Source organism: Pseudacidobacterium ailaaui, from assembly GCF_000688455.1.
Classification (GTDB): Bacteria; Acidobacteriota; Terriglobia; order Terriglobales; family Acidobacteriaceae; genus Pseudacidobacterium; species Pseudacidobacterium ailaaui.
In genome coordinates this window covers 2,247,200-2,270,738 of record NZ_JIAL01000001.1, presented here as the reverse complement: position 1 = coordinate 2,270,738, position 23,539 = coordinate 2,247,200, and the positions used below count along the sequence as shown (strand labels likewise).

Below are 23,539 nucleotides of genomic sequence, written 5' to 3'. Positions count from 1 at the left end.
AGACCATCTTTACCCCACCAGAACTGCGCCACCATTCACATTGACGATTTCTCCGCTGATGAAACCTGCAAACGGTGTACACAGAAACAGAACGGGACCTGCAATCTCCCGTGGAGAAGCCACCCGCCCCAGCGGAATCGTCGAAAAGATTTTTTCTCTGCGGGCCGGGTCCAGCAAGGCGGGAGCAGACATCTCTGTCGCCACCCACCCAGGAGCAACGCAGTTCACGTAAATGCCTTCTCCGGCCAGTTCGCTGGACAGGCTCTTGGTCAGACTGATCAGGGCCCCTTTGGCTGCGGCATAATCGGCGTGATACGCCTCCCCCCGCTGCCCGGCCGTCGAGCTAATCAGAACGATATGCCCTCCGGACTTCTGCCGTTTCATCTGGGCCACAGCGGCCTGCACCAGCCCGAAGACGCTATCGAGATTGACTGCCAACGTCCCACGCCATTGCGCGTCACTCATCTCAGCAATCGAAATATCTTCCGGAGGCCAGATCCCGTGGTTCACAACGAGGCAGTCGAGACGGCTGAAGGCCGTCACAGTCTTCTCCACCAGAGCGCGTCCATCCTTTGAGGAAGAAAGCTCCTGTTCCAAAGCAATGGTCTCACCACCGCATTGAGACGTCAGCTTCTGCGCTTCGGCCCGGACCGAACGGCAACTGAAGGCCACCTTTGCCCCTGCTTCATGAAACAATCGCACACATTCGGCGCCAATTCCGCGTGAACCGCCCGTAATCAGGGCCACCCTGCCTGCCAGGGACAACAAAACTCCAGCCATACTCAGACGCTACCGGAGAAACGATAAGGAATCAATCCAGACAGAGCGGCCTGCAGAAAAGGCCGCCTCTGCCATTGCTGGAGGCGGCCTGAAATCAGTGCTTGGCTGCACATCAGAAGGAAAAGTTCACCTCTCCGGTTACAGTCCTGGGCGTCACGTAGTGCGTTCCGCTAAAGGTTGAGAGAAAGTTGTAGAGCGCATATTTATTCGTCACATTGACAGCCGTGAGGCGCAGCCCCCACTTATAGTGGTCGCCATGGAACAGATTGTCATCGCCGAGGGCCATGTCAAAGAGACTGCGCGGCTGAATACGCGGTGGGTTTTTGTCATCGTTCTCGGTCCCTGGAGCGGGCACTTTCACCAGTTTGGAAGTAAGTCCGGCGGCATCACACACCGTAAAGCCAGAGGTGGGCGTGGCCCGCACGCCGTCGCAGGTAAGTCCGGCCTGAAACTGCTGGTCCGCAGAGAGTTTGCTCAGATCAATCCCCGGCTGACCATTGGGTAGAGTAATGGACGTGCCTCCATTGATGGGATTGCAGCTGCTGTTCGGGTCCGTCACGTTGTAGCAAGGCACAGAACCAGCAACCAGACCGCTGTCATACCTCCAGTTGAAGCTGTACCACAGGCTCTTTCGCCACGGAATCTGGTACTGGAGGTGGGTGGTTTCGTTGTAGCGCTCGTCATGGTCAATGCGAAAAGGATATCCACTTTGTCCGACGGTCGCCCCGGCGCCCCCAATCTGCGGTGGAAAGAAGCGCGCGGCAACAGACGACATCACAACAAAAGCGCTGATATTGTGGAAGTTTGGCACATCCGCACGCAGCGTAAACCCTGGGATCTTCGAATTGTGCCAGTCGATCGGAAAGGTAATGGGAGTATTGCCCAGCACGCTGAAGTCAAATGCATTGTGCGTGTATTTCCAGATGTACTCTCCGCTGACAACAGCATATTTACCGAATGCCTGCTGAAATCCGGCGTGAAATTCATTCCGAAAACCCGGGTTTAATTTACCGGACACTCCCGGAGTACACGAGAGCAGAGGTGAAAGCACAGAATTTGCGCAGCCTGTGCTCGACAGGACCAGGTTTTCATTAAAAGGCGTTTCCAGCGTGCGCGCGTAGGAAACACGCAGGACCGTGTTGGTGGGCTTGATGCTGTAAGAAGCGCCCAGTCGCGGCTCCGCCTGCCGTTCGCGGGTAAGGCCGTTGTAAAGGTCACCGCGCATCCCCAGGTTGAAAAGCCAGTTCCCGGCTGTAATCTGGTCCTCTGCATACAATGCCAGTTCCTTGATGTCAGCCGGACCATAAAAAGCGTACAGACTGCCACCTCGCGTCAGATCATAAGGCAGTAGAACGGAATTGAATCCTGGATTAGGCCGGTCCCCTGCCGCCGCACATTGCGAAGGGTCGGTGAATCCGTTCAGCGGATTGCCATTTGCATCCACACAGGGAGAGTTCAACGTAGGGTTCACAATTCCGAGAGAATCATTTTCACGCAGGAAGGTATGCTCGTATACAGCCCCTGCTTTAAAGTTGTGCGCACCCTTAACGTAGGAGATGTCCGAGTGTACGCCGGCATTCAACAGGGTCCGGCGCTGCTGCACCGTCTCTGACTGCGTTGGCGAAAAATCTGCTAAAGGATTGCCGCTGGGGTAATAGTTATACGCGTCCTTACGTGCATAAGCGCCAAAATTGAAGACGGCATCATTATTGATGAGTCGAGTATAGGTAGGCGCGATGTTGAAGGTCTCAATCTTCGACTTCTGGTCAGTTTCACCCACGCTGTTTCCAAACTGGTCCAGAACATTGAGGTTGTCGTAGGCGTTCGGCGTCTGGAACCAGGAACGGGTGTATTGCAGATTCAGATGAATAGAGTCGGCCTGGGTAAAGTTATAGTCCACACGATCGAAGATGTTTTCTTCGTTGCCCTTGGCGTGAAATACCCGAAATTCGGGCGGATCAAGAAAGCGTCCTGTATTCAGGCCGTTCGCAGCAATGAAATTGCCCCAGTTATCGCCGCCGTAGCCAAGGTCGAAACCTCCATTCACCGAACCGAAAGTCCCATAAGAAGTGTTGATGCTGCCGGTGGGCCTCTTCATGCCTTGTCCGGAGCGGGTGGTGACCTTGATCACAAGGCTCGTCTTGTCCCCATATTCGGCAGGGGGTGCTCCGTCAATTACCTCCAGAGACTGCACGGAATCGCCGGGGATCTGATTGGAGAAGACCTTGCTCTGCTGGTCACTGATGGGTTGTCCGTCCACAGAAAATGAGTTCGAAGCATGATCCCCTAATCCATGAAACAGCCCGTTGGAATCGGCAGCCACACCAGGGGAAGCCAGCGTTACCAGAGAACTGATGGAGGAAGACTGGCTCTCCAAAGGCAGCTTCTGCATCATGCTGCGGTCTATGTCAGTGTGCATGGTGGTGTCATTTTCCACCAGGTCTTCTCCGGTCACAACGACCGTGGTGTTTGAGGCCTCACCAAGTTTCAGGCTGATGTTTGCTGTTACGGGGACAATGGAGTTCACATCCACATCCTGGGCCGCATTACTGAAACCCGACATCGTGACTGTAAGGTGATAAGGATTGAACGGAACATTGGGAAATTGAAAATGCCCTGTTTTGTCGGTGGTGACAGAACGCTCATACTGGCTGACGGGATTGTGAATGGTCACCGTGGCGCCAGGGACAACCGCTCCAGTGGGGTCGGTGACCGTACCAGTTATGGTGCCAGAGTTGCTCGTGGATTGCGCGTGAAGCGCGCCGGAAAAAAAGCAGACAAGAAAAAGAGAAAAGGCAATGCGACGCAACAACGTGCGCATAAATGGATCCTCCAAATCGACCGGACTTCTGAGAATAGGAAGGACCTGCTTAGGCAAAAGCAGGCCGCTCAAACAACGGATGGACCGTATTCCGGGCTTCGGGCGGAGGCCGATTGGCCAGTTTTAATAGAAACCGCTGGCGGGGCATGTCCTGGCCCTTTTCTGCAGCAAGCGGTGAAACCGGCTGAACAGAGACTGCCAGTATGATCAGCGCGACCGTCTGCACCACATGGTGTGCCGTAACGCACAGTGAGCAGCCCTCATGGTCGGCATGGCCATCGGTATGCGTGTGTGTGACCTGGATGAACCCGGTCAGCAAAACCAGCGCAATACAGAGCACTCCTAGCCATCGAAGCCAGGAAGCTTGCATGCGCTTATGGAGGTAGAAAACACGCATCCTAATTTGACTATAGAGCAGAAGCGGGTTCCGGACAAAATCAATTCGCGAGGGTGCGTCACTCGACCACAACCAATACCTCGCCCGCGGCCACTGTCCCGCCTGGCTGCACCCGTACCTCGATGACCTTTCCGGCCTTGGGCGACTTCAGCTCGTTCTGCATCTTCATTGCTTCAATCACAACCGTGCCTTGCTGCGACTGCACTTCTTCGCCTTCGTTGACAAGGACGCGCACGACCCGCCCGGGCATAGGAGCTGTCACTGCTTTCGGTCCCTCGTGTCCGCCAGTCCGGCTGCGGCGGGACTTCAGGGACCGCGGGTCCTCCACGTGATAGGGTACCCGGGCACCTGCTACATGCAGGACTGGGCCTTCGATGCTTTCTTCCAACACACACCGATAGGACCTGCAGGCAACCTGGAGAGCAAGCACTCCGGGACGAATCCAGTGGGCCTCGACTTGTCTTTCTATGCTGCCATCCAGCACAGCACGGAAGCTGCCCGGAGCTTCCCCCGCGCTCAGTTCCACGCGGCGCAGCTGGCCATCCATCTCCAGTTGCAGGATCATGCGCGCAGTGCCTCCTGTCGCGCAGCCTGCTTCCACGCGCTGCGGTTCTTGTTTGCGGACGACATTGGCTGACCACCATTCGCTGCCCGAGAACTTTCAAAGATGGCCGCAGCCAGAGCGGCAATTTCCTGATGTTCCGCATCCGGCTTCCTGGAAAGGCTGGTCGTGGAAAGCAGGCGTTCCAGATAGCCAGTATCAATCCGAGCAGCCTGAAAATCGGGGTCACGAAGAACAACACGGAACAAATTCAGGTTTGACCGGATGCCGCCGATCACATACTCATCCAGTGCGCGCAGCAGCCGCTGAATGGCGATATGCCGGTCTGGAGCATACGAGATCAGCTTGGAGAGCATCGGATCATACTCCATCGGCACGACCCAGCCTTCGTAAACGCCTGAGTCTTCGCGGATCCCTGGTCCACCTGGTTGCAGCAGCCGTGTGATTCGGCCCGGCGAAGGAAAGAAGCCATTCTCAGGGTCTTCAGCATAGATGCGGCATTCCATGGCATGTCCGCGCAGACGGACCTCTTCCTGCCGGAATGGAATCTCCCCTCCCTGCGCAATGTGGATCTGCAGATGAACAAGGTCCAGCCCGGTAACCAGCTCTGTCACGGGATGCTCCACTTGCAGGCGCGTATTCATCTCAAGAAAGTAAAAGTTCCTGGCCTCGTCCAGGAGAAATTCCACCGTACCCGCATTGGTGTATCCGGCAGATTTTGCCAGCCGCACTGCTGCTTCACCCATCCGGCGACGCAGGTCCTCATCGACAACTGCGGAGGGGGCCTCTTCGATGACTTTCTGATGACGGCGCTGCACAGAGCACTCGCGCTCTCCAAGAGAAACACAGTTGCCGTGCTCATCGGCCAGCACCTGGATCTCAATGTGACGGGGGCGCTCAATCAGCTTCTCCAGGTAGACCTCGCCAGAGCCAAAGGCCCGTTCGGCCTCACTGGCTGCCGCAGTAAATGCGGAGGGAAGATCGCTGGAAGAAAAGACAGCGCGCATTCCCTTACCGCCTCCTCCGGCGGCCGCCTTCAGCATGACAGGATAGCCAATCTCGGCAGCGACGGCGCGTGCCTCTTCGAGTGAGGCCAGCCCTTTCACGGACCCGGGCGTTCGCGGCATTCCCACAGAATCGGCCACTTGCCGGGCGCTTGTCTTCGAGCCGAGCGCGCGCATCGCCGAGGACGGCGGCCCGATGAACTTGACTCCGGCCTTTTCGCAGGCTTCAGCGAAGTTTGCATTTTCTGAGAGAAACCCGTATCCAGGATGGATTGCATCTGTCCCGGTCTGGTGCGCAATGTTCAGAATCAGGTCGCCGCGCAGGTAGGATTCCGTTGCCGGAGCCGGACCAAGACGATAGGCCTCATCGGCCTCCATGACATGCAACGCGGCGCGGTCCGCATCTGAATAAACAGCCACAGTACGGATGCCAAGCTCACGGCAGGCGCGAAGGATGCGCAGAGCAATCTCACCCCGGTTCGCAATAAGGACCTTCCGAAAGTTCATTTCAGAAAGGATTCTATCGCGTTACACTGGCGCTAACCATGAGCCAACGCGTACTTGCTTTTTTTGCTCTCTGCCTCTGCTCCCTCTTTCTCGCCGCTCAGACCGTTCCGGCTGCGGTACAACAGGAAACGCCGGTCCGGACCAAACATGCCATGGTAGTCAGCATCCACCACCTGGCCACGGATGCAGGCGTGGAGGTCCTCAAAGAAGGCGGCAATGCTGTGGATGCTGCCGTGGCCACAGGGTTCGCACTTGCGGTAGTGCATCCGGCGGCAGGAAACCTTGGCGGAGGGGGATTCATGCTGATCCACTTCCACGATGGGAAGTCCACATTTCTGGACTATCGGGAAAAGGCCCCTCTTGCTGCCTCAGCGAATATGTACCTCGACGGCAAAGGCAATGTTGTCCCCGAAATGAGTGTTGTTGGCTATAAGGCCATTGGTGTTCCCGGTTCCGTCGCCGGCATGGCCTACGCAGAACAGAAATATGGCAGACTGACGCTGGCCAAGGTCATGGAACCCGCCATCCGACTGGCCTCTGAGGGATTTGTTCTGACAGAAGAGGAGGCACAGGAGTTGCATGAATCCGGCCTGGCCGAGTTTCCGGAATCGAAGCATATTTTCCAGCGGGACGGCAACTATTATCATGCGGGCGAGGTCTTCAAGCAGCCGGAGCTCGCTGCAACTTTGCGTCGTATTGCCAAAGACCCGCAGGATTTTTATCACGGCCAGATTGCAAAACAGCTTGCCGCGGACATTGAGAAGGGGGGCGGTCTGATTACAGAAAAAGACCTGGCCTCCTATGAAGTGAAAGAGCGCGAGCCCCTCATCGGGACCTACAAGGACTATACGGTCATTTCCTCGCCGCCTCCCTCCTCAGGAGGCGTGGCCTTGCTGGAAATCCTGAACATTCTGGAGGGCTACAACCTCAGCCGCTTTGGCGACCGCTCTCCGGCCGAGATGCACCTTATCACTGAGGCCTTCCGCCGCGCCTACATGGACCGCTCGGATTACCTTGGCGATCCCGATTATGTCAAGATTCCCATCGAGCAACTGACGGACAAGAAATACGCTGCCGCATGGCGCGCCGGAATCCGTGAAGACCAGGCCACTCCCTCGGCCGCATTGAAGCGCCCTGCAGGCTTCCTGCCGCCTCCGCCGACGATGGCCGATGTCCGCCATGAATCGCCGCAGACGACGCATTACTCGGTAATGGATGCCGACGGGAACGCCGTCTCGGTAACGACAACACTGAACAACAGCTTCGGCTCTTATGTCACCGCCGCAGGACTCGGTTTTCTCCTTAACGATGAGATGGACGACTTTGCCTCAAAGCAAGGCTCACCGAACATGTTTGGCCTAATCCAGGGACCGGCCAACTCCATTGCTCCAGGCAAGCGGCCTCTTTCCAGCATGACGCCAACCATCATTCTTAAAGATGGTAAGGTGGCCATGGTGCTTGGATCTCCCGGAGGGGGACGTATTATTACAACCGTCGCCAATATCTTTCTCAGCGTCGCTGAAGAGGGCCTGAACATTCAGCAGGCGGTGGATGCACCACGCTTTCACCACCAGTACTTGCCTGATGTTCTCTACCTTGAACCCGAATTTCCAGATGCCACGGTGAACTCCCTCCGCGCCTTTGGATACGAGGTAAAAGTCAGCAAGGGACACTGGAGCGACGGCGAATGCATCGCTGTCGATCCACAAACCGGTGAGCTTGAGGGTGGACAGGACCACCGGCACCATTATGGCAAGGCTGCAGGATACTGATACAAAAATCGTCTGGCCGGATGGCCCCGCGGTTTCCAGGAGTTGATGGAAATATCTCCACAGAATGGCCCCAAAATCGCGAACCCGCTCCAGACCACGCCTGTATCGCTACTGACTTTCAAGCCGGAGAGAAAAAAGCCCATCTTCCATCAGGAAGATGGGCGGGAGATAGCCGGAGAGTCCTTCCAGCTAAAAACTCAATGGATCTCGAATGTTCCGTGCAGCGGTGTCTCCTCTGAAGAAGGACCGGCCAAAATGGCGTAAGTACCCGGGAGCAGCTCCCATCCGTCTTTCTGCTCATCGAAAATGGACAACATCAATGGGTCCACAACAACGGACACCGTCTTTGCTTCTCCGGGCTGAAGCGAGACACGCTGCCAGCCAACGAGCCGCTTGAAAGGCTCCCCAGCCGCTTCCGGCAGCACGGCATAAACTTGGGCAATTTCTGTCCCGGCCCGCTTGCCTGTGTTTTTTACGGTGAAGGTGACGGTCCTCTGCGCGCTGTCTGTCTTTATGCCGGAATAAGCATAGCTTGTATATGACAGGCCAAATCCAAAGGGAAACAGCGGCGCTTTGTGCTCAGCTTCATACCACTTGTATCCGACTTTTACTCCTTCGTCATAATGCACGCTGTACCTGGATTGCACATGGGCAGGACCGTTCACAGCTCCCGTTCCCTGCCCGAAGTCTTCCCGCGAAAGCGGGGCGATCACCGGACGCGGCAGGTCCTGCTCGCTCTTCGGAAAGGTCATGGCAAGCTTGGCACTCGGGTTTACCTTACCCAGCAGGACATTCGCAACCGCGCGATGTCCGCTGCTGCCCGCGTACCATGCCTCTACAATCCCGCTGACCTGATTGATCCAGGGCATGGTCACGGCTGTGCCTGTTTCCAGCACCACGATCGTATGGGGATTTGCAGCGGCCACGCGCTCAATCAATGCGTCCTGGTTGTCTGGTAGCGACAGATTCGGCAGGTCCATCCCTTCGGACTCCCACTGATAGGCAAAGACAATGGCCACATCAGAGTTCTTCGCCAGCTCCGCGGCCGCATCCGGATCTTCGCCGGAGTTGTATTCAACCTTTGCATTCGGCAGCTCTGTACGCAATGCCTTCAAAGGAGAGGTTGGGAACCAGATATGCGCCTGCCAGGTGGTAGCCTTTTGTCCCGGCGGAGCAATGGCGTTTCCACCCGGCGGGTCAACCTGAGCCGAACCGCCGCCTGAGATCATACCCACATCAGCGTGTCCTCCAATGACGGCCACACGGTGCAACTTTGCCGCGTCGAGCGGCAGAACGCCTTTTTCATTCTTCAGCAGGACAATACTCTGCTCTTCCAGATGCTGGGCAATTTCTAGACCACCCTCGGCATCTACCACGCTCTTCTGCACCGGATCATCGATAACTCCGGAAGCAAATTCGGCCCAGAGCACGCGGCGCGCATGGTCGTCAATTTCAGACATGGGCACACGTCCTGCCTCCACGGCCTCCTTCAGCTTTGGCCCGAAATAGTCTGCCATGGGCTGCTCCTGGTCCAGCCCTGCAGCCGAGGCTTTTTCTGTGCTGTGCGTGCCACCCCAGTCGGAAAGCACAAAGCCTTTGAAGTTCCAGTCATGCTTCAGAACATCGGTCAACAGATACTTGTTTTCACAGGAAAAGTCGCCATTCACGCGGTTGTATGAACACATCACCGCAGCAGCATTGGAGATCCTCAATCCAATCTGGAAAGCCAGCAAATCGCTTTCACGCATCGCGCGTTTGGAAATGACGGCATTGACAATGTTGCGCCCCGTCTCCTGGTCATTCATGGCGTAATGCTTGATGTCACCCACCACGTGCTGCGCCTGCTCACACTTCATCAGATTGCCAACCATGGTTCCAGCCAGCAGCGGGTCTTCACCCATGTACTCGAAGGTACGACCATTGCGGGGCTCGCGCGTCAGGTTCACACCGCCACCGAGTGTCATGTTATAGCCCTGCGCACGCAGTTCGCGCCCGATTAAGGCGCCATATTCGCAGGCTGCCTGCGGGTCCCAGCTTGAGGCCGCACCCAGGTTTGAGGGCAGCGCAGTAGAGTAGCGTCCATTTTCACCGCTGGAGCGCACTCCATAGGCGGCATCAGAAATATACAGAGGGGAAATTCCCAGACGCGGCACACCTACGACATAGCCCGCGCCCCCGTTGGACAGGTGCGTGAGCGGCATCTGCCAGTTTCCAGTGTGGGCCATCCCGTTGCCGTGCAGCAGATCGATTTTCTCGTCCAGGGTCATCTGCTTCAGAACAAGATCGGCACGCTCCTCCGGAGACAGTCCTTTGTTCATCCAGGGACGGTCCTGGGCAAAAGCAGGGAGGGACGCCAGCAGTACCACTGGCAGATATTTCCTCAACATACGCATGAATCTGGGTCTTCCTTCCGGAAATTCTTCGATGAGATGCTATCGGCTGCAAAAGCCGTTCGTCAAGCTCAAACGTTTTACTTTGAAGAAAATCCAAAACAGTCTCTCGATTTTACAAAGACAAACGTTTGTTTTTCTATATTATAGAAACCAAAGCATCTGACAACCGAAAATCTGAGCGGGGGCGGGGACAAAGGACCGTGAGAAAGGCCTTTGAAGATCTGCTAGGTCCCCATCATCATGCACGCATCCATCACAAAGGAACCATCAGGCTGCACGCAGTAGGCCTGCCGGACAACCGCAGGAGCGGCCATCCATAACGAAAGGATGGCCAAAGCACGGTCCTGAGGAGTACCGATGCGCCGGACCCAGGCCGCAAATTCAATCGGAACACGCCAGCGGCGCGCGACCTCGGACCGGAATCCGGCCTCGTGCAGGAAGGCAAGCCATTCCGACTCTGTGTAATCGCGCACATGGGAGGGGTCCCGCAGTACTTCAACGGCCTGAAGATAGGTATCGAGCAAAGGCTCATGTCCACCTGTAATGTCTATCAGGCAGAGAGTGCCTCCGGGTTTCAGCACGCGCCGGATCTCCCGGAGCGCCTGCCGGAGATCGCGCCAGTGGTGGGCGCTATAGCGGCTGACGACCCAGTCATAGCTTGCATCTTGAAAAGGCAGCGCTTCCGCGCTTCCCTGCCGGGTTTTGATATTGGAAAGTCCTCGGCGTGCCGCTTCCTGCTCGACCACCGCAAGCATCTCCGGCGTAAGGTCATAGGCAACCACTTCCTGGGCGGAAGAGGCTGCGGCAAAGCTCATATGTCCCGCCCCGCAGCCTACATCGAGCACACGCGATTGCGGAGTAGCAGCAATCTGGCAGGCCACCAGTTCCAGTTCTTGACCCTGCGCATGGACGGCGCTGGTAAGATAGGCCGCCGCGGCCGGCCCAAAGGCCTTCGATATGGCGTCAGAGTGCTCCATCAGCGTGAATAGAAGAAGGTCCCGCAAAGGCTGGTCGAATTCTGAATAGCATCGAGTGTGAACATGGGCGGCTTTTGCCCGGAGAAGAAGGCGACGGACAAAGACCTTCCCTGCACAAAGGTGGCCATCCACTGCACATCTTCCTGGCCGCACAGCGTGTTTTTATGTAGAAATTTCTTTTGTGCGGGGACATCAATCTTGTAAAGATGCCCCTTTGCGCCGGAGTTGCTGTCGGCATCAAAAACTGCGCTTACCTCGGCCGGGGCAAGGTCTCGCGCCTGCACAATGGGAAAAGCCGTAAAATTAATCAGCAGTTTGGCGTCAGAAAAGGCGATGTCCCCGGTAATGGACTGGGCCGTCGAACTGGTTGCGCGCCAGTAACCCAACTCCTGCGCAAGCACAGTGAGACTGCCTGCCTGGAGCAGTCCCATGATCAAGAGAAGCAAAAAATTTCGCCGCATCCCTTAAGGATGACATCCCCCACCCTTTCCAGCAAACCGGAGGGCGCGGCATGGACGCCACGCCCCCTGTGTTGTAGTTGCTACTTTTGCTCCTTTGCTGGCGGCACCGCTCCCGGGAAAAGGTCCGGAATGGGTGCATTTTGTTTGTCCCGCAGCTCAGGATGCGGCAAGGGCTTGCGCGGAAGCATTTGTTCGCGCATCGCCGCATTGTAAACAAAGATTGCCTCCACCGTTGCAATCTGCTTGAGGTCCGCAGCCTGAAGACGCTCATAAGTATCCATGTTTGAATGGTGGGTCCGGCTTTCGTAGTCCAGATCATCCTGGATGAACTGGAATCCGGGAATGCCGACCGCATCAAAGGAGAGATGGTCCGTGCCTCCGGTATTGCGCATGGAAAGCGTGGTGACGCCCAGGTCTTTGAGCGGGGCGATCCACTGCGCAAAGATGGGCGCAACAGCAGCATTCTCCTGCAAATACACACCACGGATCCTGCCTGATCCATTGTCTACATTGAAGTAGGCAGAGACGAGCTTCTGCTCTGGCTTGATCTCAAGCGGCCCGGTCTTGCGCAAAAACTCCGGCAGAGCCTTCTGGTCGGGCATTTCCAGGGGAGGAGCAAAGCCAAAATGCTGCTTGACATATCCGCGCGAACCAAAGAGCCCTTCTTCTTCGCCGCTCCACAACGCAATCCGAATGGTCCGCCGTGGATGCACGTCGAGCGCCTTGAGAATGCGCATCACTTCCATCGCAACGACGGAACCTGCACCGTTATCGGTTGCGCCTGTACCGGCAATCCAGCTGTCGAGATGGCCCCCGACCATCACAATTTCGTCTTTCAACTTCGGGTCCGTTCCGGGAATTTCCGCGATGGTGTCATAGCCGTGCTCGTGCTCTCCAGTGAATTTTGTTTCCACATCCATCTCAATGGTCACAGGAACATGGGCCTGCAACAGACGGTAAACGCGGCCATAGTTTTCAATCGCCATCACGACTACGGGCACCTTCACTTTATGGTCGGCCAGGTAAGGCTGCCGCCCAAGCGCGGCGCCGTTATCATCAAAGATCGTTCCACCGGAGCCACCGCCGTTTTTGCCATCGCGGCTGGGGCGGACTACGGCCAGTGCCTTCTCATCGGCGAGAAACTGCGCAATCTTGTCTACCAACTGATACCGTTGCAAGTACATACGCAGACGGGCCTGCATGTCCCGCCCTTCTCGGTCGCTCACCGGATACTGCGCTATCTCTTCCAGTTCTTTCTCGGAATACCGCTCAAAGAGGGGCTTGTCCACCGGAGGCACATCACGCATCTCGCCGAGGAAAACAATTTTTCCGGCGAGCTTGCCACGATACTTGTCAAAGTCCTTCTCCTCCTGAATATTCACATACACAGCTTCGCCGCTCACAGCACCGTTTGTAGAAGGAGACCAGGGTGTGGCCTGGGCGATCAACACGGCAGTGTCCGGAGAGGTCATACGCACCCACGTATTCAGCTGCTGCCAGCCCATTCCGAACTCACCCCAGTCCTCAAGATGCGCATTCACGCAGCCCATCGCAGCCAATTGATCGCGGGTCCAGGCATTGGCCTTGGCCATGTTCGGCGACCCGGTCAGGCGCGGCCCAATGTCATCGGTCAATGCCGATGCATATTCCATCACATGCGAATGCTGCAGCCCCTCTTCTCGGATACGTTGGTACATTGTGAGATCAATCTTTTCTATGGCTGGCTGGGGCTGGTCATAGGATGGAGTGTTGTCTTCGACCGGAGCTTTGGACTTGGTCTTGTCTGCAGCAAATACCGGAATGGATGCAATCAACAGGAAGGCCGGAAGCGCCCGGCGGCAACAATCAAACATGCTTAGGTCCTCCAAAAGGTTTTCCAAGGAAGTGTGAAGAATAGCAGACTTCGGCAGAAAATGCGTGAGGATGATGACGCAGTGCAGGGAAAATAAGTTTCAAACGGGGCGTTTCAGGACCAATAAGTCAACTGATCTCTGGCTCCTGAAACCGAGCCTTTGATAGACACGAATCGCCGTCGTATTCTCCTGTCGCACATGAAGAAACGGCGTCTGACCAGAGCAAACTATGGCGCGTGCCACTGAGGAGACCAATAACTGCGCATATCCGCGGCCACGGAAATCCGGATGGGTACAGACAGCGCTTACCTCAACAAAGCCCGGCGGATTCGTGCGTTGTCCTGCCATCGCCACCAGGCGTCCCTGCTCACGAAGGCCGTAGTATCCTCCCAGCTCTATGGTGCGCTCACGGAATGGTCCAGGTTCGGTAAGGCGTGCCAGGGCGACCATCTCCGGAACGTCTTTGAGGCAAAGTTCCTGGAGATGCCTGCCATGCTCTGAAGCGGGAACTTCGCCCTCAAGCACCATCTGCTCCATCCTGGTATGGAGTACGATACGCCATCCCTCTGGTACTTGTGGCGGAGCATCCAGGAAAAGCACCGCCACCTCCTCTTGCCCCAGCAATTCCGCCAGCGCCTTGTATGCACCGGGGCTTTGTTCCCGCACGGCCGCCAGCGGCCCAATCTCAGGCAGATACCGCAGGGCCAGAGCATTCCCTTCTGCAAACCGCATATGATTTGCAGACAGCGAATGCCAAATAAGATTTTCAAGCGGATGCAATCGGTCCACGTCCCAAGGGATGCATCTACACCCGAACAAGGTGTAAGTTTATTTAACGGACTGCGGAGCGCATCAGACCACAGCCGGCGAAAAAGCGGACCATGCTGGCTGTTAATTCATGCCGCACCGGACGCGCCATATGCAGCTTTACCGCCTGCAGGCTCCCTTCGTCCTGCTGCGCCCCCATCATCATGAAAGCGAGCTTGCGGGCCGTAGCGAGGTCAAAGCTCTCACTGATAAAGACCATCCGGTCTCTTGTAACCATAAGCGCAGGACCTTCACTGGTCTGGTAAACCTGTTCGGTCTGGTCGGCTTCCTGGCCCTGGTCCCTTTTCACTCCGGAATATTTCTTGCTCAGCTCGCCGGCATACATTTTCGCGAATGCGGCTGCCGCCTCTGGTGATTTCCAGCGGGAAAGGTAGAGCAATGCAACAGAGGCCGTCGAGTCCTTTTCAGCATCGGTCTTCGCCCTTTTGCTCTGCACTGCATAATAAATGCCGCCGTCCCATGCGGGTGTAAGCAGTCGGGAAAGCTGGTCGCCGCCGAATAATTCCGTCAGCATTCTTACATCCAACTGCCCCATGACGCCCACATCGTATGGGTTGTAGTCCGCATCGAGCAGCGGATGCACATCGGGCATGGCAAGCACTGGGACCTTTTGCCTTCTCATGTAAGCGCGCGGGTTCATGATTTCATAGCTTGATGCGGGAGGGCGGTCGAGCACTCCGGCAAAGGCAGCGTCCTTGCCCTCACTCTTGAGCAGCACCTGCTCGAAGTGCAATCCGTCCTGGTATGGAAACAACAGCGACTCCTTCAGAACCAGCGGAGCACGGGAAAGTACAGGGGAATCCGATGAGTCGCCGCCCAGATCTTCGGCATCCAGGTCTGGCGCCGTCAGAAGGCTCTTGCCCGAAGGGGCCAGCGAATAGTCGACATAGACGGCCATTGCCTGACCTTCGAGGACCGCCTCTCGCGCCGTATCGGCCTCGTCCGTTTGTATGTGCTCGTTGTCCTGCTTTGCAGTACGCGAGAGGTCTTCGCTGGTCACATCTTCCCATTTGTCCAGGTCTACATGCTGGTCCTGGAGGGCATGTGTCAGCTCATGGGCCAGAACTGGCTTCTGTGTCTCGGGTGTTGCCCAGTCCAGCAGATTCACAGTTTTGGTCTTGCTGTCATAGTAGGCCTCGATCTGTTCCTTGAGCAGCGCCAGCAAAAAGGGCCGCAGCTGGAAGTCGCGGTCCAGCAAACCAAACTTTTTCAGAACAATCTCGGACCGCTCCATGCGCCGGGCGTCCTTATCATCGTTCATTTTCTCGATGAGGTACTGTTCCACCGCTTCACGTGTGGTCAGTTTGCGCTTCACATCATGCCGGACAGGCAGACCGGTGTCCTCGGAAGCAAACTTCAGAATCACCCCTACAGAATGAAACAATTCCCGGGCCTGCGCCGGGGTAATGTGCGTCTCTCGCGGGGCGACTTTCTCGGCGGCCTGCCCGAAACACATTCCCAATACCACCATCCACACCAGAGCAAGCCAATTTACCGTCTTCATCCTCAGCATCCTTACCCGACTATAATTTTGTTATGGGCCAAACGCCACCAGCCATTGAGGACCACCGCACTCCGCTGGCAGCGCTCGGGATTGCATCTGACCTTCAGATGCACTTTGGCCAGCTTACGCCCCAGGCCTTTGAGGACTGCGCATTGGAGCTGGGCCATCTGATGCACGCCGCTACCATCTATGACCTGGGCTACCGAACACGCATCCGCATTACGGGAAGAGACCGCGTTCGCTGGCTGAATGGAATGGTCAGCAATAACGTACGGGACATGGCCGAAGGCTCCGTCCTGTACACCTTTGTGTTGAACGCCCAGGGGCGGATCCAGGGCGATGGCCATGTCTTCCGCTCGGCGGAGGATTTTCTGATGGAAACTGACCGCCTGCAAGCGCCCCGGCTCCTCAACCATCTGAACCACTACATCATCATGGATGATGTAGTACTCCATGAGTTAGACGCATCAGAGACCGCTCTGGGCCTCTGTGGACCTCAGACCATCGAGCTTCTGGAATCTTTCAAGGCCCCTGTCCCGGAAAATCTGCGCTTTGTACCCACGGAAATCGGCGGTGTCCCGGTGACCCTCGTCCGCCTGGAAGACGTCCACGTCCCCAGCTTTGAACTTTGGTTTGATGCCAGTCATGTGGGCACCATGTGGAAGCTCCTGTCTGATGCCGGGGCCAGACCCGCAGGCTTTGCCGCCGTGGATGCACTGCGCATCTTTGCCGGAGTACCACAATACGGGGTTGATATCTTCGACCGCCATCTGCCGCAGGAAACCAACCAGATGCGCGCCTTAAATTTCAGCAAAGGATGCTACCTCGGGCAGGAGATTGTCGAACGCATCCGCTCCCGGGCCACCATCCATCGCTCTCTGCGGCAGTTTGAGTTAGACGGGGACCTGCCCCAACCGGGTACGGAGCTTTATGCCGAAGGCGAAGACAAACCGGTGGGAGAATTGACCAGCGCCGCGCATTTTGCCCTGCCTGGATTTACCCGCGCGCTCGCGCTCGGCTATGTCCGGGTAGAAATTTTAGAGCGCAAGACGGCCCTGCGTTATGCGGGTGGTACCGCTGTACCGCTGCAAGCTCCGCCGGTCTTGCCTTAATCTGGAAAGGGAATTATGGACGAGAAACAGCCAGCATTTACGGTCACAGACCGCCGTAAATTTACCGCAGAAGGCGAATTGAAACCAGAACAACAGGACAGGCCTGCGGAAACCAGCGCGCGCGTCATTACCATGCCCGCGCCCAAGCAGGACCCTGCCCCCGCACCTGAGACCCTCTCGGAACCACAGACAGGACCGACCGCCCAGGAATCTGCCGAGCAGCATGCAGCCTATCAGAAGTCCACGCGCGAAATCGATCACATGCTGCGCCAGGCCAACCCGGACCTGGATGCGCCCCAGGAGGTCACATTCGAGCACGTCATTCAGTCCATTTATCTTTCGGCCCTGGTGGCCATGGGCGCGGGCACTGAACCCGGCCAGAAGGCCCGCATTGATATTTTGGGCGCCCGCCAGAGCATTGATATGCTTGCTGTCCTGGAACAGAAGACCCAGGGCAACCTGACAGAAAAGGAGTTACGACTGCTGCAGAATGCCCTCTTCGACCTGCGTATGATGTATGTCGAGATTACGAATGCCATTTCAAAATCAGCACAGCAGCCTCCGCCGGGAAGGAAATAAGCCCTGATTTCAGCCAGCGGGCCACTTCGCGTATGAGTTTGCTGTAGGTCTGCGCGATACCCGGTCCTGAGGCTTCTGTGTGCTTTCCGTTTCTCATTTGCCTCAATCATGCAAGCCACTCTTACCATTCTCGGCAGCGGAACATCCATGGGCGTGCCCACGCTGGGGTGCGAATGTCGTGTCTGCACATCGCGCGATCCTCGCGACCGACGTTCGCGCCCCTCGGTGGCCATTGGATGGGAAGGCCACTGCGTACTCATTGATACAGGACCAGATTTTCGCATGCAGGCCCTGCGCGAAAACATTCGTCACGTGGACGCTGTCTTCTATACACATTCCCATGCCGACCACATTCTTGGCCTTGATGACCTGCGTCCGCTCAGCTTCCATCATCCCAACGGGCATATCCCTCTTTATGCGGATGATTTCTCCGCCGGCATTATTGAAAAGGTCTTCGACTATACCTTCTCAGCGGAATCGAAATATCCGACCCGCGCCCGTGTCAGGATGAACCGGCTGGAAGGCACAGAATCTGTCATCGTCCAGGGTGTTTCTTTTCAACGCATCCCGCTCATTCATGGCCAGCAGCAGGCCGCGGGCTTTCGCTTTGGGAAAGCTGCCTATCTCACTGACATGAACCGCATTCCGGACGAGAGCCTTCCGCTGCTCATGGACTTGGACATCGTCATCATGGACGCCTTGCGGAAAGCACCGCATCCCAGTCATGCCAATCTCGAAGAGGCCCTGCGCTGGGTCGAGGTCCTGAAACCCCGCGCTGCATGGTTCACACACATGTCGCATGAACTGCTTCACGCCGAAACTGAGGAAGAGCTTCCACCCCACGTCCGTCTGGCTTACGACGGGCTGCGTATTCCCTTTGAGTTATAACGATGCAGGTATTTCGCGCGCTCTCAGATCTTCCCGCCAGCTATGGCCCAACCGTCATCGCCATTGGCAATTTTGATGGCGTCCATTGCGGCCACCGCTGGATCATTGACCACGCTCGGCAACGGGCAGAGAAGCTCCGTGCAAAATGCGTGGCTGTGACTTTCGATCCTCATCCAGTGCGCGTGCTGCGGCCTGAAGCTGCACCCCGGCTGATTACTCCCCTGCCGGAACGCCTACGCCTGCTGGCTGGGACCGGCCTTGATGCCACCCTTGTACTACCTTTCACCAGCGAGTTCTCCTGCCTATCTGCCGAGACGTTTGCCCGCAGCATATTGCGCGACGGCCTGCACGCAGTCGAGGTCCACGAAGGCGACAACTTCCGCTTTGGCCACCAGGCGCAGGCCGGGATCCGCGACCTCATCGCGATGGGAAATCTCTACGGATTTTCCGTCATTGCACATCCCACACGCATCGTGCGTGGATTTCCTGTATCCAGCAGCAAAATCCGCGAATTAATTGCTTCCGGAAACATGACCGCGGCCCGTGCCCTTCTGGGCCGGCCCTTTTCGGTCCACTCCACTCCGACGCGCGGACGCGGCATCGGATCCAAGCTTACCGTTCCGACCATCAATCTTGCCCCCTATGACGAACTGCTTCCCGCCAACGGGGTCTACATCACACGCATGAGCATTGGCAATGGCCCCGTCCTGGATGCAGTCACCAACATCGGCAACCGTCCCACATTTGACGGAGTGTCCTTTGCCGTGGAAACGCACCTTCTCGACTTCCAGCCTGTAGAGTTGTCCGACACCACGCCACTGGAACTTATCTTTCTCCGTCGCATCCGTCCGGAGATGCGCTTTCCGACCCCGGATGCGCTCAAGGAGCAGATTCTGCGCGATGTGCAGCAGGCCCGTCGTTACTTCCATCTGGCCAGACTTTTCCAAAGAGATTGAAACTAACTCTTGCCAATCCCCTTGTGGCATGAGTAATCTCGTCTGTCTTTGAGAAAGAGGGCTGTTCCTTTCCCCGGAGGACCGCATGGCCATGAAACTCTTCCTTGCCACCGCTGCTGTTCTGCTTGGTTTTCCTCTTTTTTTGCAGGCACAGCAAACGGACATTGAACGCCTGGACCTCTATTCAGGCTTTACCTACTTCAGTTCGCCCAGTCTGAACCTGGCCGAACATGGCTACCATCTTCAAGCTGGATACAACACAAGCCGGCTGCTGACGCTTGGTTTCGACTATTCCATTGTTACAGGGCATAATTCCCTCACACCCGATCTACTGACCGAATCTCTGCAACTCCAGGTGGCCACAGCACTAAAAGACCTGGCGCTGGCCGGGCTGCTTCCCCCTGGGTATCAGCTTTCGGTCCCCACGGATTCCTCGACACAGACCTTTGCCGCGGGAACACAGTTTTCCTACCGGCACTTTGTCCCCGTCACGCTTTTCGTCCGCCCAGACCTGGGCGCGATCCGTGAAGAAGCTACGCCGCGCCCTCGGGACCCGATTGCCGTGCTCATCGTGCAGCAGCTCGCACCTTCTGGACATAAAACCAGCTGGGCCAGCTTCTACGGCTTCGGCGGCGGAATGGACTGGAATTTCTCCCGACACTTGGCCCTGCGCCTCCAGGCGGACCAGGTCTACAACCACTTGTTCAATGATCTGCTCAAAGACAGCCGCTGGACCACCCGCGCTTCCATCGGTCTGGCATTTCGATTTGGCGGAAACATTCTGGAGGGGAAGTCTGCGCCGGCCAAACCATAGCGCTGCATAAAAGAGCACGCAGTGGTAGTCTCAAGGCAGGCTGTATCTATGCTGCGCCGCTGGCTTTCCATCGCGATTGTTCTTGTCTTCCTCAGTCCGCTTGCTGCCCGGACGGCCCTTGCGACCCAGCAGGCAACGCTCCTGCCTGGCGATTTTGCCGGATGGCACGAGATTGCTCCAGCGCAGCAGAGCACGTCCCCTGACGCCGCAGACCCAGTCAACGCCTCCGTCCTGCGCGAATATGGTTTCGCTGAGTTTGTGTCCGCCAACTATAGTCAGCCCGGCAACAGGCTCAGCATCCGTGCCATACGCTTTGGAGACGCCACCGGAGCCTATGGAGCATTTACTTTTTACCGCCAGCCGGAAATGCGCCGGGAAGATATTGGCACTGAAGGCGCCTTCGACGGCTCCCATGTGCTCTTCTGGAAAGGCGCAGTCCTCGTGGATGCGTCTTTCGAACATCTCTCTGCGATGTCGGCAGCGCAACTGCGTGAGCTGGCACAGCAACTGCCCGGCATCTCCGGCCCTAGTTCTATACCGCCTGCTCTGCCCTCATATCTGCCCCCTGCCGCCCTGGAAAGCAGCAGCGTTCGTTACGCTTTGGGTCCTGACTCTTATCGCCTGGGCGGAGGTGTCCTTGTCCCGGCCCAGGTGGGCTTTGACCGAGATGCTGAAGCCGTGACTGCCCATTACTCCTCGGCACATGGCGGAGGTACTTTAACGCTGCTCATGTATCCGACTCCACAGATTGCAAGAGAGCGTGCAAAGGCCATCGAGAACTTCTTAAAATCCGGCAGCTCACCGCAATGGCCGCAGCCGCTTGCTGAGAGTTCGAGCGAAGCGCTGCAAATACGCCGCAGCGGCCCCATTCTCGCCATCACTAACGGAAATTTTTCTGCCACGGAAGCGCGCCGCCTGCTGGAATCCGTAAACTACACCGCGGACGTAACGTGGAACCATACCGAAGGCTATGTCAGCGAAGCCTCAAAAACAGCACGGCTTCTTCTGGGGATCGCTGCCCTCGTTGGTATCCTCGGTGCTGCTGCCATACTTCTCGGTTTCTTCTTCGGCGGAGGCCGCGCTCTCTTGCGCCGCCTGAGAGGGAAGCCCGTCTCTTCGTTGAGCGATGAGGAATTCATCCGGCTCAAGCTGCGCTGACCTACCCCCTGCGCCATGATGTCGTGGACGCAACTGCACATCGAACTGTGCATCTACGGGTAAATCTAACAAAATAGACAGGTTAGGTCCTTAGCACGAGGAAAATACGAAGAAAAGGAGAAAATATCCAGCCTGGGATCTGTCAAATCTCTCCAGTTTAAGTAACTGAATTTTCATGGTTTATATCTCGTCCGGATTTTGCCTTGACACCCCTCCGGCGTGCCCATAGTATTTCGCCAGAAAGTTCTGATGGTTTTGCCTCCGTTGGAACTATTCTCCCTAAGGAAGGAAGCCGCCCTGTTGCCGGGTGGCTTCTTTCATTTTGCGCGCCTGTTTCACCCATCGGTACACAGGTGTCTCTCCTCCTGATAGGCTTGGTTCTTGCAGAAATTTTCTTTCTGCAATTCCCACTTGACCCAACCGGGAAAGTGCTGCGCGTTACAATCAACTTTCTTTTGGAGAACCATGTTCACACGCCGCGAATTTGCCAAAGGACTTGCTACGACAGCCGGACTCTCAGTTGCCACGACGGCAAAAAGCTACTCCCAGATTATGGGGGCCAATGAGCGCGTCAATTTTGCCATCGCTGGCCTCAACAGCCGTGCCTATGCGCATTTTGATGGACTCCATGCAAATCGCGATACGGCTCGGATTACCCATGTTGCTGATGTGGACACCAATATCCTGGGCAAATATGCGGGCTTTGTCGAAAAGGTCACCGGATCTGCTCCCAAAGCTGACCAGGACTTTCGCAAAACACTCGAATCCAAAGACGTGGATGCGCTTACGATTGCCACGCCGGACCACTGGCACACTCCGATGGCCATCATGGCGCTGCAGGCAGGGAAGCACGTATATGTCGAAAAGCCGTGCAGTCAGAATGTCCATGAGTGTGAACTCCTGGTGATGGCGCAGAGGAAATATAACAAGCTGGTGCAGATGGGCAACCAGCAGCGCTCGTCGCCGCATACCATAGAAATCATTGAGAAGATCCACTCCGGTCTGATTGGCCGCGCTTATTTTGCTAAAGCCTGGTACAGCAATGTGCGCAAGTCCATGGGTACAGGAAAAGTTGTTCCCGTACCACCGAATCTCGACTGGGACCTGTGGCAGGGCCCTGCTCCGCGCCGTCCTTACAAGGACAATATTCATCCCTATAACTGGCATTGGCTCAGAATTTACGGAACCGGCGAGGCGCTCAATAACGGCACACACGAGGTCGATGTCTGCCGGTGGGCGCTTGATGTGAAATGGCCCGAGCGCATCACCTCTTCCGGCGGCCGCTATCACTACAAAGATGACTGGCAGTTCTACGATACGTTGGTAACCAGCTTTGAATATCCCGACAAATTGATCTCCTGGGAGAGCATGTCCTGCAATGGAATGCCCTTGTATGATCGCGACCGCGGATCGGCCATCCACGGCACGGACGGCACCGTGATTGTGGACCGTGATGGTTACGAGGTCCGCGACCTGAAGGGAAAGCTGATCAACCAATACCGTGTGCCGAAAGCTGGAAAGACATCGAGCGCGGATCTTGTCGGCAGTGATTCCATGACGCAGTTGCACTTCAAGAACTTTATTGATGGCATCCGGACAGGGGCGAAACTGCATTCTCCCATCGACGAGGTATATCCCTCCGTCTCTATCCTGCTGATGTCGAACATTGCTTGGGAGATACAGCGCGAGTTAAAGCTCGATTCCTCTACCAGCGCCTTTCTCGGAGACGAGGAAGCCAACAGGCTTCGCCGCCGTACCTATGAAAAAGGTTGGGAGCCGAGGGTTTAAACTGCCCTCATGACCTCCGTCCGCATGGACAAATGGCTCTGGGCAGCGCGGTTCTTCAAGACCCGCGCTCTGGCTGCACGCGCCTGCGAGCTTGGCCGCATCACGTCCAATGGACAGATTGCCAAGCCGGCCCGCGAAGTGCATGTGGGAGACCTGTTGCACATCAAGAACGAGAGCGGGGAATTTCAGGTGGAAGTTCTGCAATTGAGCGATACACGCGGCCCAGCTGCTGTCGCCCAGACGCTTTACCGCGAAACCGAGGCCAGTCGCGAGCTTCGCCGAAAGCTCGCAGAAGAGCGGAAAGCCATGCCGCAATTTGACTTCCTTGAAGGCCGGCCCACCAAGCGGGAGCGCCGCCAGCTCGTCCGGCTGCGCGGGAGATAGA

20 protein-coding genes are annotated in these 23,539 nt (G+C 56.6%); 9 read left to right on the top strand and 11 right to left on the bottom strand.

Going from position 1 to position 23,539, the window contains the following annotated elements:
• Positions 1-9: 9 nt before the first annotated feature.
• From N655_RS0110155 to accC, 5 genes are all read right to left on the bottom strand, one after another.
• Positions 10-780 (bottom strand): SDR family NAD(P)-dependent oxidoreductase, encoded by a 771-nt coding sequence (locus tag N655_RS0110155; protein ID WP_026442904.1) that lies wholly within the window; start codon positions 778-780, stop codon positions 10-12.
• Positions 781-892: 112 nt separating this feature from the next.
• Positions 893-3,601 (bottom strand): TonB-dependent receptor, encoded by a 2,709-nt coding sequence (locus tag N655_RS0110150; RefSeq protein WP_026442903.1) that lies wholly within the window; start codon positions 3,599-3,601, stop codon positions 893-895.
• Positions 3,602-3,650: 49 nt separating this feature from the next.
• Positions 3,651-3,971, bottom strand: a complete 321-nt coding sequence (locus N655_RS0110145; protein ID WP_155987562.1) for a hypothetical protein — start codon at positions 3,969-3,971, stop codon at positions 3,651-3,653.
• Between the two features lie 85 nt (positions 3,972-4,056).
• Positions 4,057-4,563: a biotin/lipoyl-containing protein gene (locus N655_RS18320; RefSeq protein WP_049961370.1), complete on the bottom strand. Its 507-nt coding sequence runs from the start codon at positions 4,561-4,563 to the stop codon at positions 4,057-4,059.
• Positions 4,560-6,071 (bottom strand): acetyl-CoA carboxylase biotin carboxylase subunit, encoded by a 1,512-nt coding sequence (accC, locus tag N655_RS0110135; protein WP_044934408.1) that lies wholly within the window; start codon positions 6,069-6,071, stop codon positions 4,560-4,562. Before accC ends, N655_RS18320 begins: the two co-directional genes overlap by 4 nt.
• 38 nt (positions 6,072-6,109) lie before the next feature.
• Between accC and ggt the strand changes: the two genes are divergently transcribed.
• The gene (ggt, locus tag N655_RS0110130; RefSeq protein WP_044934406.1) at positions 6,110-7,843 is read left to right on the top strand and encodes a gamma-glutamyltransferase; all 1,734 of its coding nucleotides are present in this window, start codon (positions 6,110-6,112) and stop codon (positions 7,841-7,843) included.
• Between the two features lie 197 nt (positions 7,844-8,040).
• On the opposite strand, the gene N655_RS0110125 is transcribed toward ggt, so the two are convergent.
• From N655_RS0110125 to N655_RS18315, 6 genes are all read right to left on the bottom strand, one after another.
• Positions 8,041-10,236, bottom strand: a complete 2,196-nt coding sequence (locus N655_RS0110125; protein ID WP_026442899.1) for a beta-glucosidase — start codon at positions 10,234-10,236, stop codon at positions 8,041-8,043.
• 224 nt (positions 10,237-10,460) lie between these two features.
• Positions 10,461-11,240: a class I SAM-dependent methyltransferase gene (locus N655_RS0110120; protein ID WP_238324658.1), complete on the bottom strand. Its 780-nt coding sequence runs from the start codon at positions 11,238-11,240 to the stop codon at positions 10,461-10,463.
• A complete protein-coding gene (locus tag N655_RS0110115; RefSeq protein WP_238324656.1) occupies positions 11,213-11,659 on the bottom strand; it encodes a hypothetical protein in 447 nt (148 codons plus the stop codon). Before N655_RS0110115 ends, N655_RS0110120 begins: the two co-directional genes overlap by 28 nt.
• 95 nt (positions 11,660-11,754) lie before the next feature.
• Positions 11,755-13,527 carry a M20/M25/M40 family metallo-hydrolase gene (locus N655_RS0110110; RefSeq protein WP_044934400.1) on the bottom strand — a complete coding sequence of 591 codons (1,773 nt, stop codon included), beginning with the start codon at positions 13,525-13,527 and terminating at the stop codon, positions 11,755-11,757.
• A gap of 99 nt (positions 13,528-13,626) precedes the next feature.
• Positions 13,627-14,259: a GNAT family N-acetyltransferase gene (locus N655_RS0110105; RefSeq protein ID WP_044934397.1), complete on the bottom strand. Its 633-nt coding sequence runs from the start codon at positions 14,257-14,259 to the stop codon at positions 13,627-13,629.
• Positions 14,260-14,359: 100 nt separating this feature from the next.
• Positions 14,360-15,859, bottom strand: coding sequence for a hypothetical protein (locus N655_RS18315; RefSeq protein ID WP_044934394.1), 1,500 nt, complete (start codon positions 15,857-15,859; stop codon positions 14,360-14,362).
• Between the two features lie 32 nt (positions 15,860-15,891).
• On the opposite strand from N655_RS18315, the gene ygfZ reads away from it, so the two are divergent.
• The 8 genes from ygfZ (at position 15,892) to N655_RS0110055 (ending at position 23,538) form a co-directional block, all read left to right on the top strand.
• Positions 15,892-16,971, top strand: coding sequence for a CAF17-like 4Fe-4S cluster assembly/insertion protein YgfZ (gene ygfZ, locus N655_RS18310; RefSeq protein WP_049961369.1), 1,080 nt, complete (start codon positions 15,892-15,894; stop codon positions 16,969-16,971).
• 15 nt (positions 16,972-16,986) lie between these two features.
• Positions 16,987-17,550 (top strand): DUF1844 domain-containing protein, encoded by a 564-nt coding sequence (locus N655_RS20765; protein WP_049961368.1) that lies wholly within the window; start codon positions 16,987-16,989, stop codon positions 17,548-17,550.
• Positions 17,551-17,658: 108 nt separating this feature from the next.
• On the top strand, positions 17,659-18,438 hold the full coding sequence (locus N655_RS0110085; protein ID WP_026442894.1) for an MBL fold metallo-hydrolase: 780 nt from the start codon (positions 17,659-17,661) through the stop codon (positions 18,436-18,438).
• Between the two features lie 2 nt (positions 18,439-18,440).
• Positions 18,441-19,394 (top strand): bifunctional riboflavin kinase/FAD synthetase, encoded by a 954-nt coding sequence (locus N655_RS0110080; protein ID WP_026442893.1) that lies wholly within the window; start codon positions 18,441-18,443, stop codon positions 19,392-19,394.
• Between the two features lie 85 nt (positions 19,395-19,479).
• Positions 19,480-20,208 carry a hypothetical protein gene (locus N655_RS0110075; protein WP_202900331.1) on the top strand — a complete coding sequence of 243 codons (729 nt, stop codon included), beginning with the start codon at positions 19,480-19,482 and terminating at the stop codon, positions 20,206-20,208.
• Between the two features lie 48 nt (positions 20,209-20,256).
• On the top strand, positions 20,257-21,366 hold the full coding sequence (locus N655_RS0110070) for a DUF6599 family protein (protein WP_026442891.1): 1,110 nt from the start codon (positions 20,257-20,259) through the stop codon (positions 21,364-21,366).
• 465 nt (positions 21,367-21,831) lie between these two features.
• Positions 21,832-23,154, top strand: a complete 1,323-nt coding sequence (locus N655_RS0110060) for a Gfo/Idh/MocA family protein (protein WP_026442890.1) — start codon at positions 21,832-21,834, stop codon at positions 23,152-23,154.
• 9 nt (positions 23,155-23,163) lie between these two features.
• Entirely contained in the window at positions 23,164-23,538 is a 375-nt protein-coding gene (locus N655_RS0110055; RefSeq protein ID WP_026442889.1) for an RNA-binding S4 domain-containing protein, read from the top strand.
• Position 23,539: the final 1 nt, after the last annotated feature.

Excerpts from the sequence above, each read along its gene's own strand:
- N655_RS0110155 (WP_026442904.1), bottom strand. The coding sequence starts at position 780 with ATGGCTGGAGTTTTGTTGTCCCTGGCAGGCAGGGTGGCCCTGATTACG.
- N655_RS0110150 (WP_026442903.1), bottom strand. The coding sequence starts at position 3,601 with ATGCGCACGTTGTTGCGTCGCATTGCCTTTTCTCTTTTTCTTGTCTGC.
- N655_RS0110145 (WP_155987562.1), bottom strand. The coding sequence starts at position 3,971 with ATGCAAGCTTCCTGGCTTCGATGGCTAGGAGTGCTCTGTATTGCGCTG.
- N655_RS18320 (WP_049961370.1), bottom strand. The coding sequence starts at position 4,563 with ATGATCCTGCAACTGGAGATGGATGGCCAGCTGCGCCGCGTGGAACTG.
- accC (WP_044934408.1), bottom strand. The coding sequence starts at position 6,071 with ATGAACTTTCGGAAGGTCCTTATTGCGAACCGGGGTGAGATTGCTCTG.
- ggt (WP_044934406.1), top strand. The coding sequence starts at position 6,110 with ATGAGCCAACGCGTACTTGCTTTTTTTGCTCTCTGCCTCTGCTCCCTC.
- N655_RS0110125 (WP_026442899.1), bottom strand. The coding sequence starts at position 10,236 with ATGCGTATGTTGAGGAAATATCTGCCAGTGGTACTGCTGGCGTCCCTC.
- N655_RS0110110 (WP_044934400.1), bottom strand. The coding sequence starts at position 13,527 with ATGTTTGATTGTTGCCGCCGGGCGCTTCCGGCCTTCCTGTTGATTGCA.
- N655_RS0110105 (WP_044934397.1), bottom strand. The coding sequence starts at position 14,259 with ATGCGGTTTGCAGAAGGGAATGCTCTGGCCCTGCGGTATCTGCCTGAG.
- N655_RS18315 (WP_044934394.1), bottom strand. The coding sequence starts at position 15,859 with ATGAAGACGGTAAATTGGCTTGCTCTGGTGTGGATGGTGGTATTGGGA.
- ygfZ (WP_049961369.1), top strand. The coding sequence starts at position 15,892 with ATGGGCCAAACGCCACCAGCCATTGAGGACCACCGCACTCCGCTGGCA.
- N655_RS20765 (WP_049961368.1), top strand. The coding sequence starts at position 16,987 with ATGGACGAGAAACAGCCAGCATTTACGGTCACAGACCGCCGTAAATTT.
- N655_RS0110085 (WP_026442894.1), top strand. The coding sequence starts at position 17,659 with ATGCAAGCCACTCTTACCATTCTCGGCAGCGGAACATCCATGGGCGTG.
- N655_RS0110080 (WP_026442893.1), top strand. The coding sequence starts at position 18,441 with ATGCAGGTATTTCGCGCGCTCTCAGATCTTCCCGCCAGCTATGGCCCA.
- N655_RS0110075 (WP_202900331.1), top strand. The coding sequence starts at position 19,480 with ATGGCCATGAAACTCTTCCTTGCCACCGCTGCTGTTCTGCTTGGTTTT.
- N655_RS0110070 (WP_026442891.1), top strand. The coding sequence starts at position 20,257 with ATGCTGCGCCGCTGGCTTTCCATCGCGATTGTTCTTGTCTTCCTCAGT.
- N655_RS0110060 (WP_026442890.1), top strand. The coding sequence starts at position 21,832 with ATGTTCACACGCCGCGAATTTGCCAAAGGACTTGCTACGACAGCCGGA.
- N655_RS0110055 (WP_026442889.1), top strand. The coding sequence starts at position 23,164 with ATGACCTCCGTCCGCATGGACAAATGGCTCTGGGCAGCGCGGTTCTTC.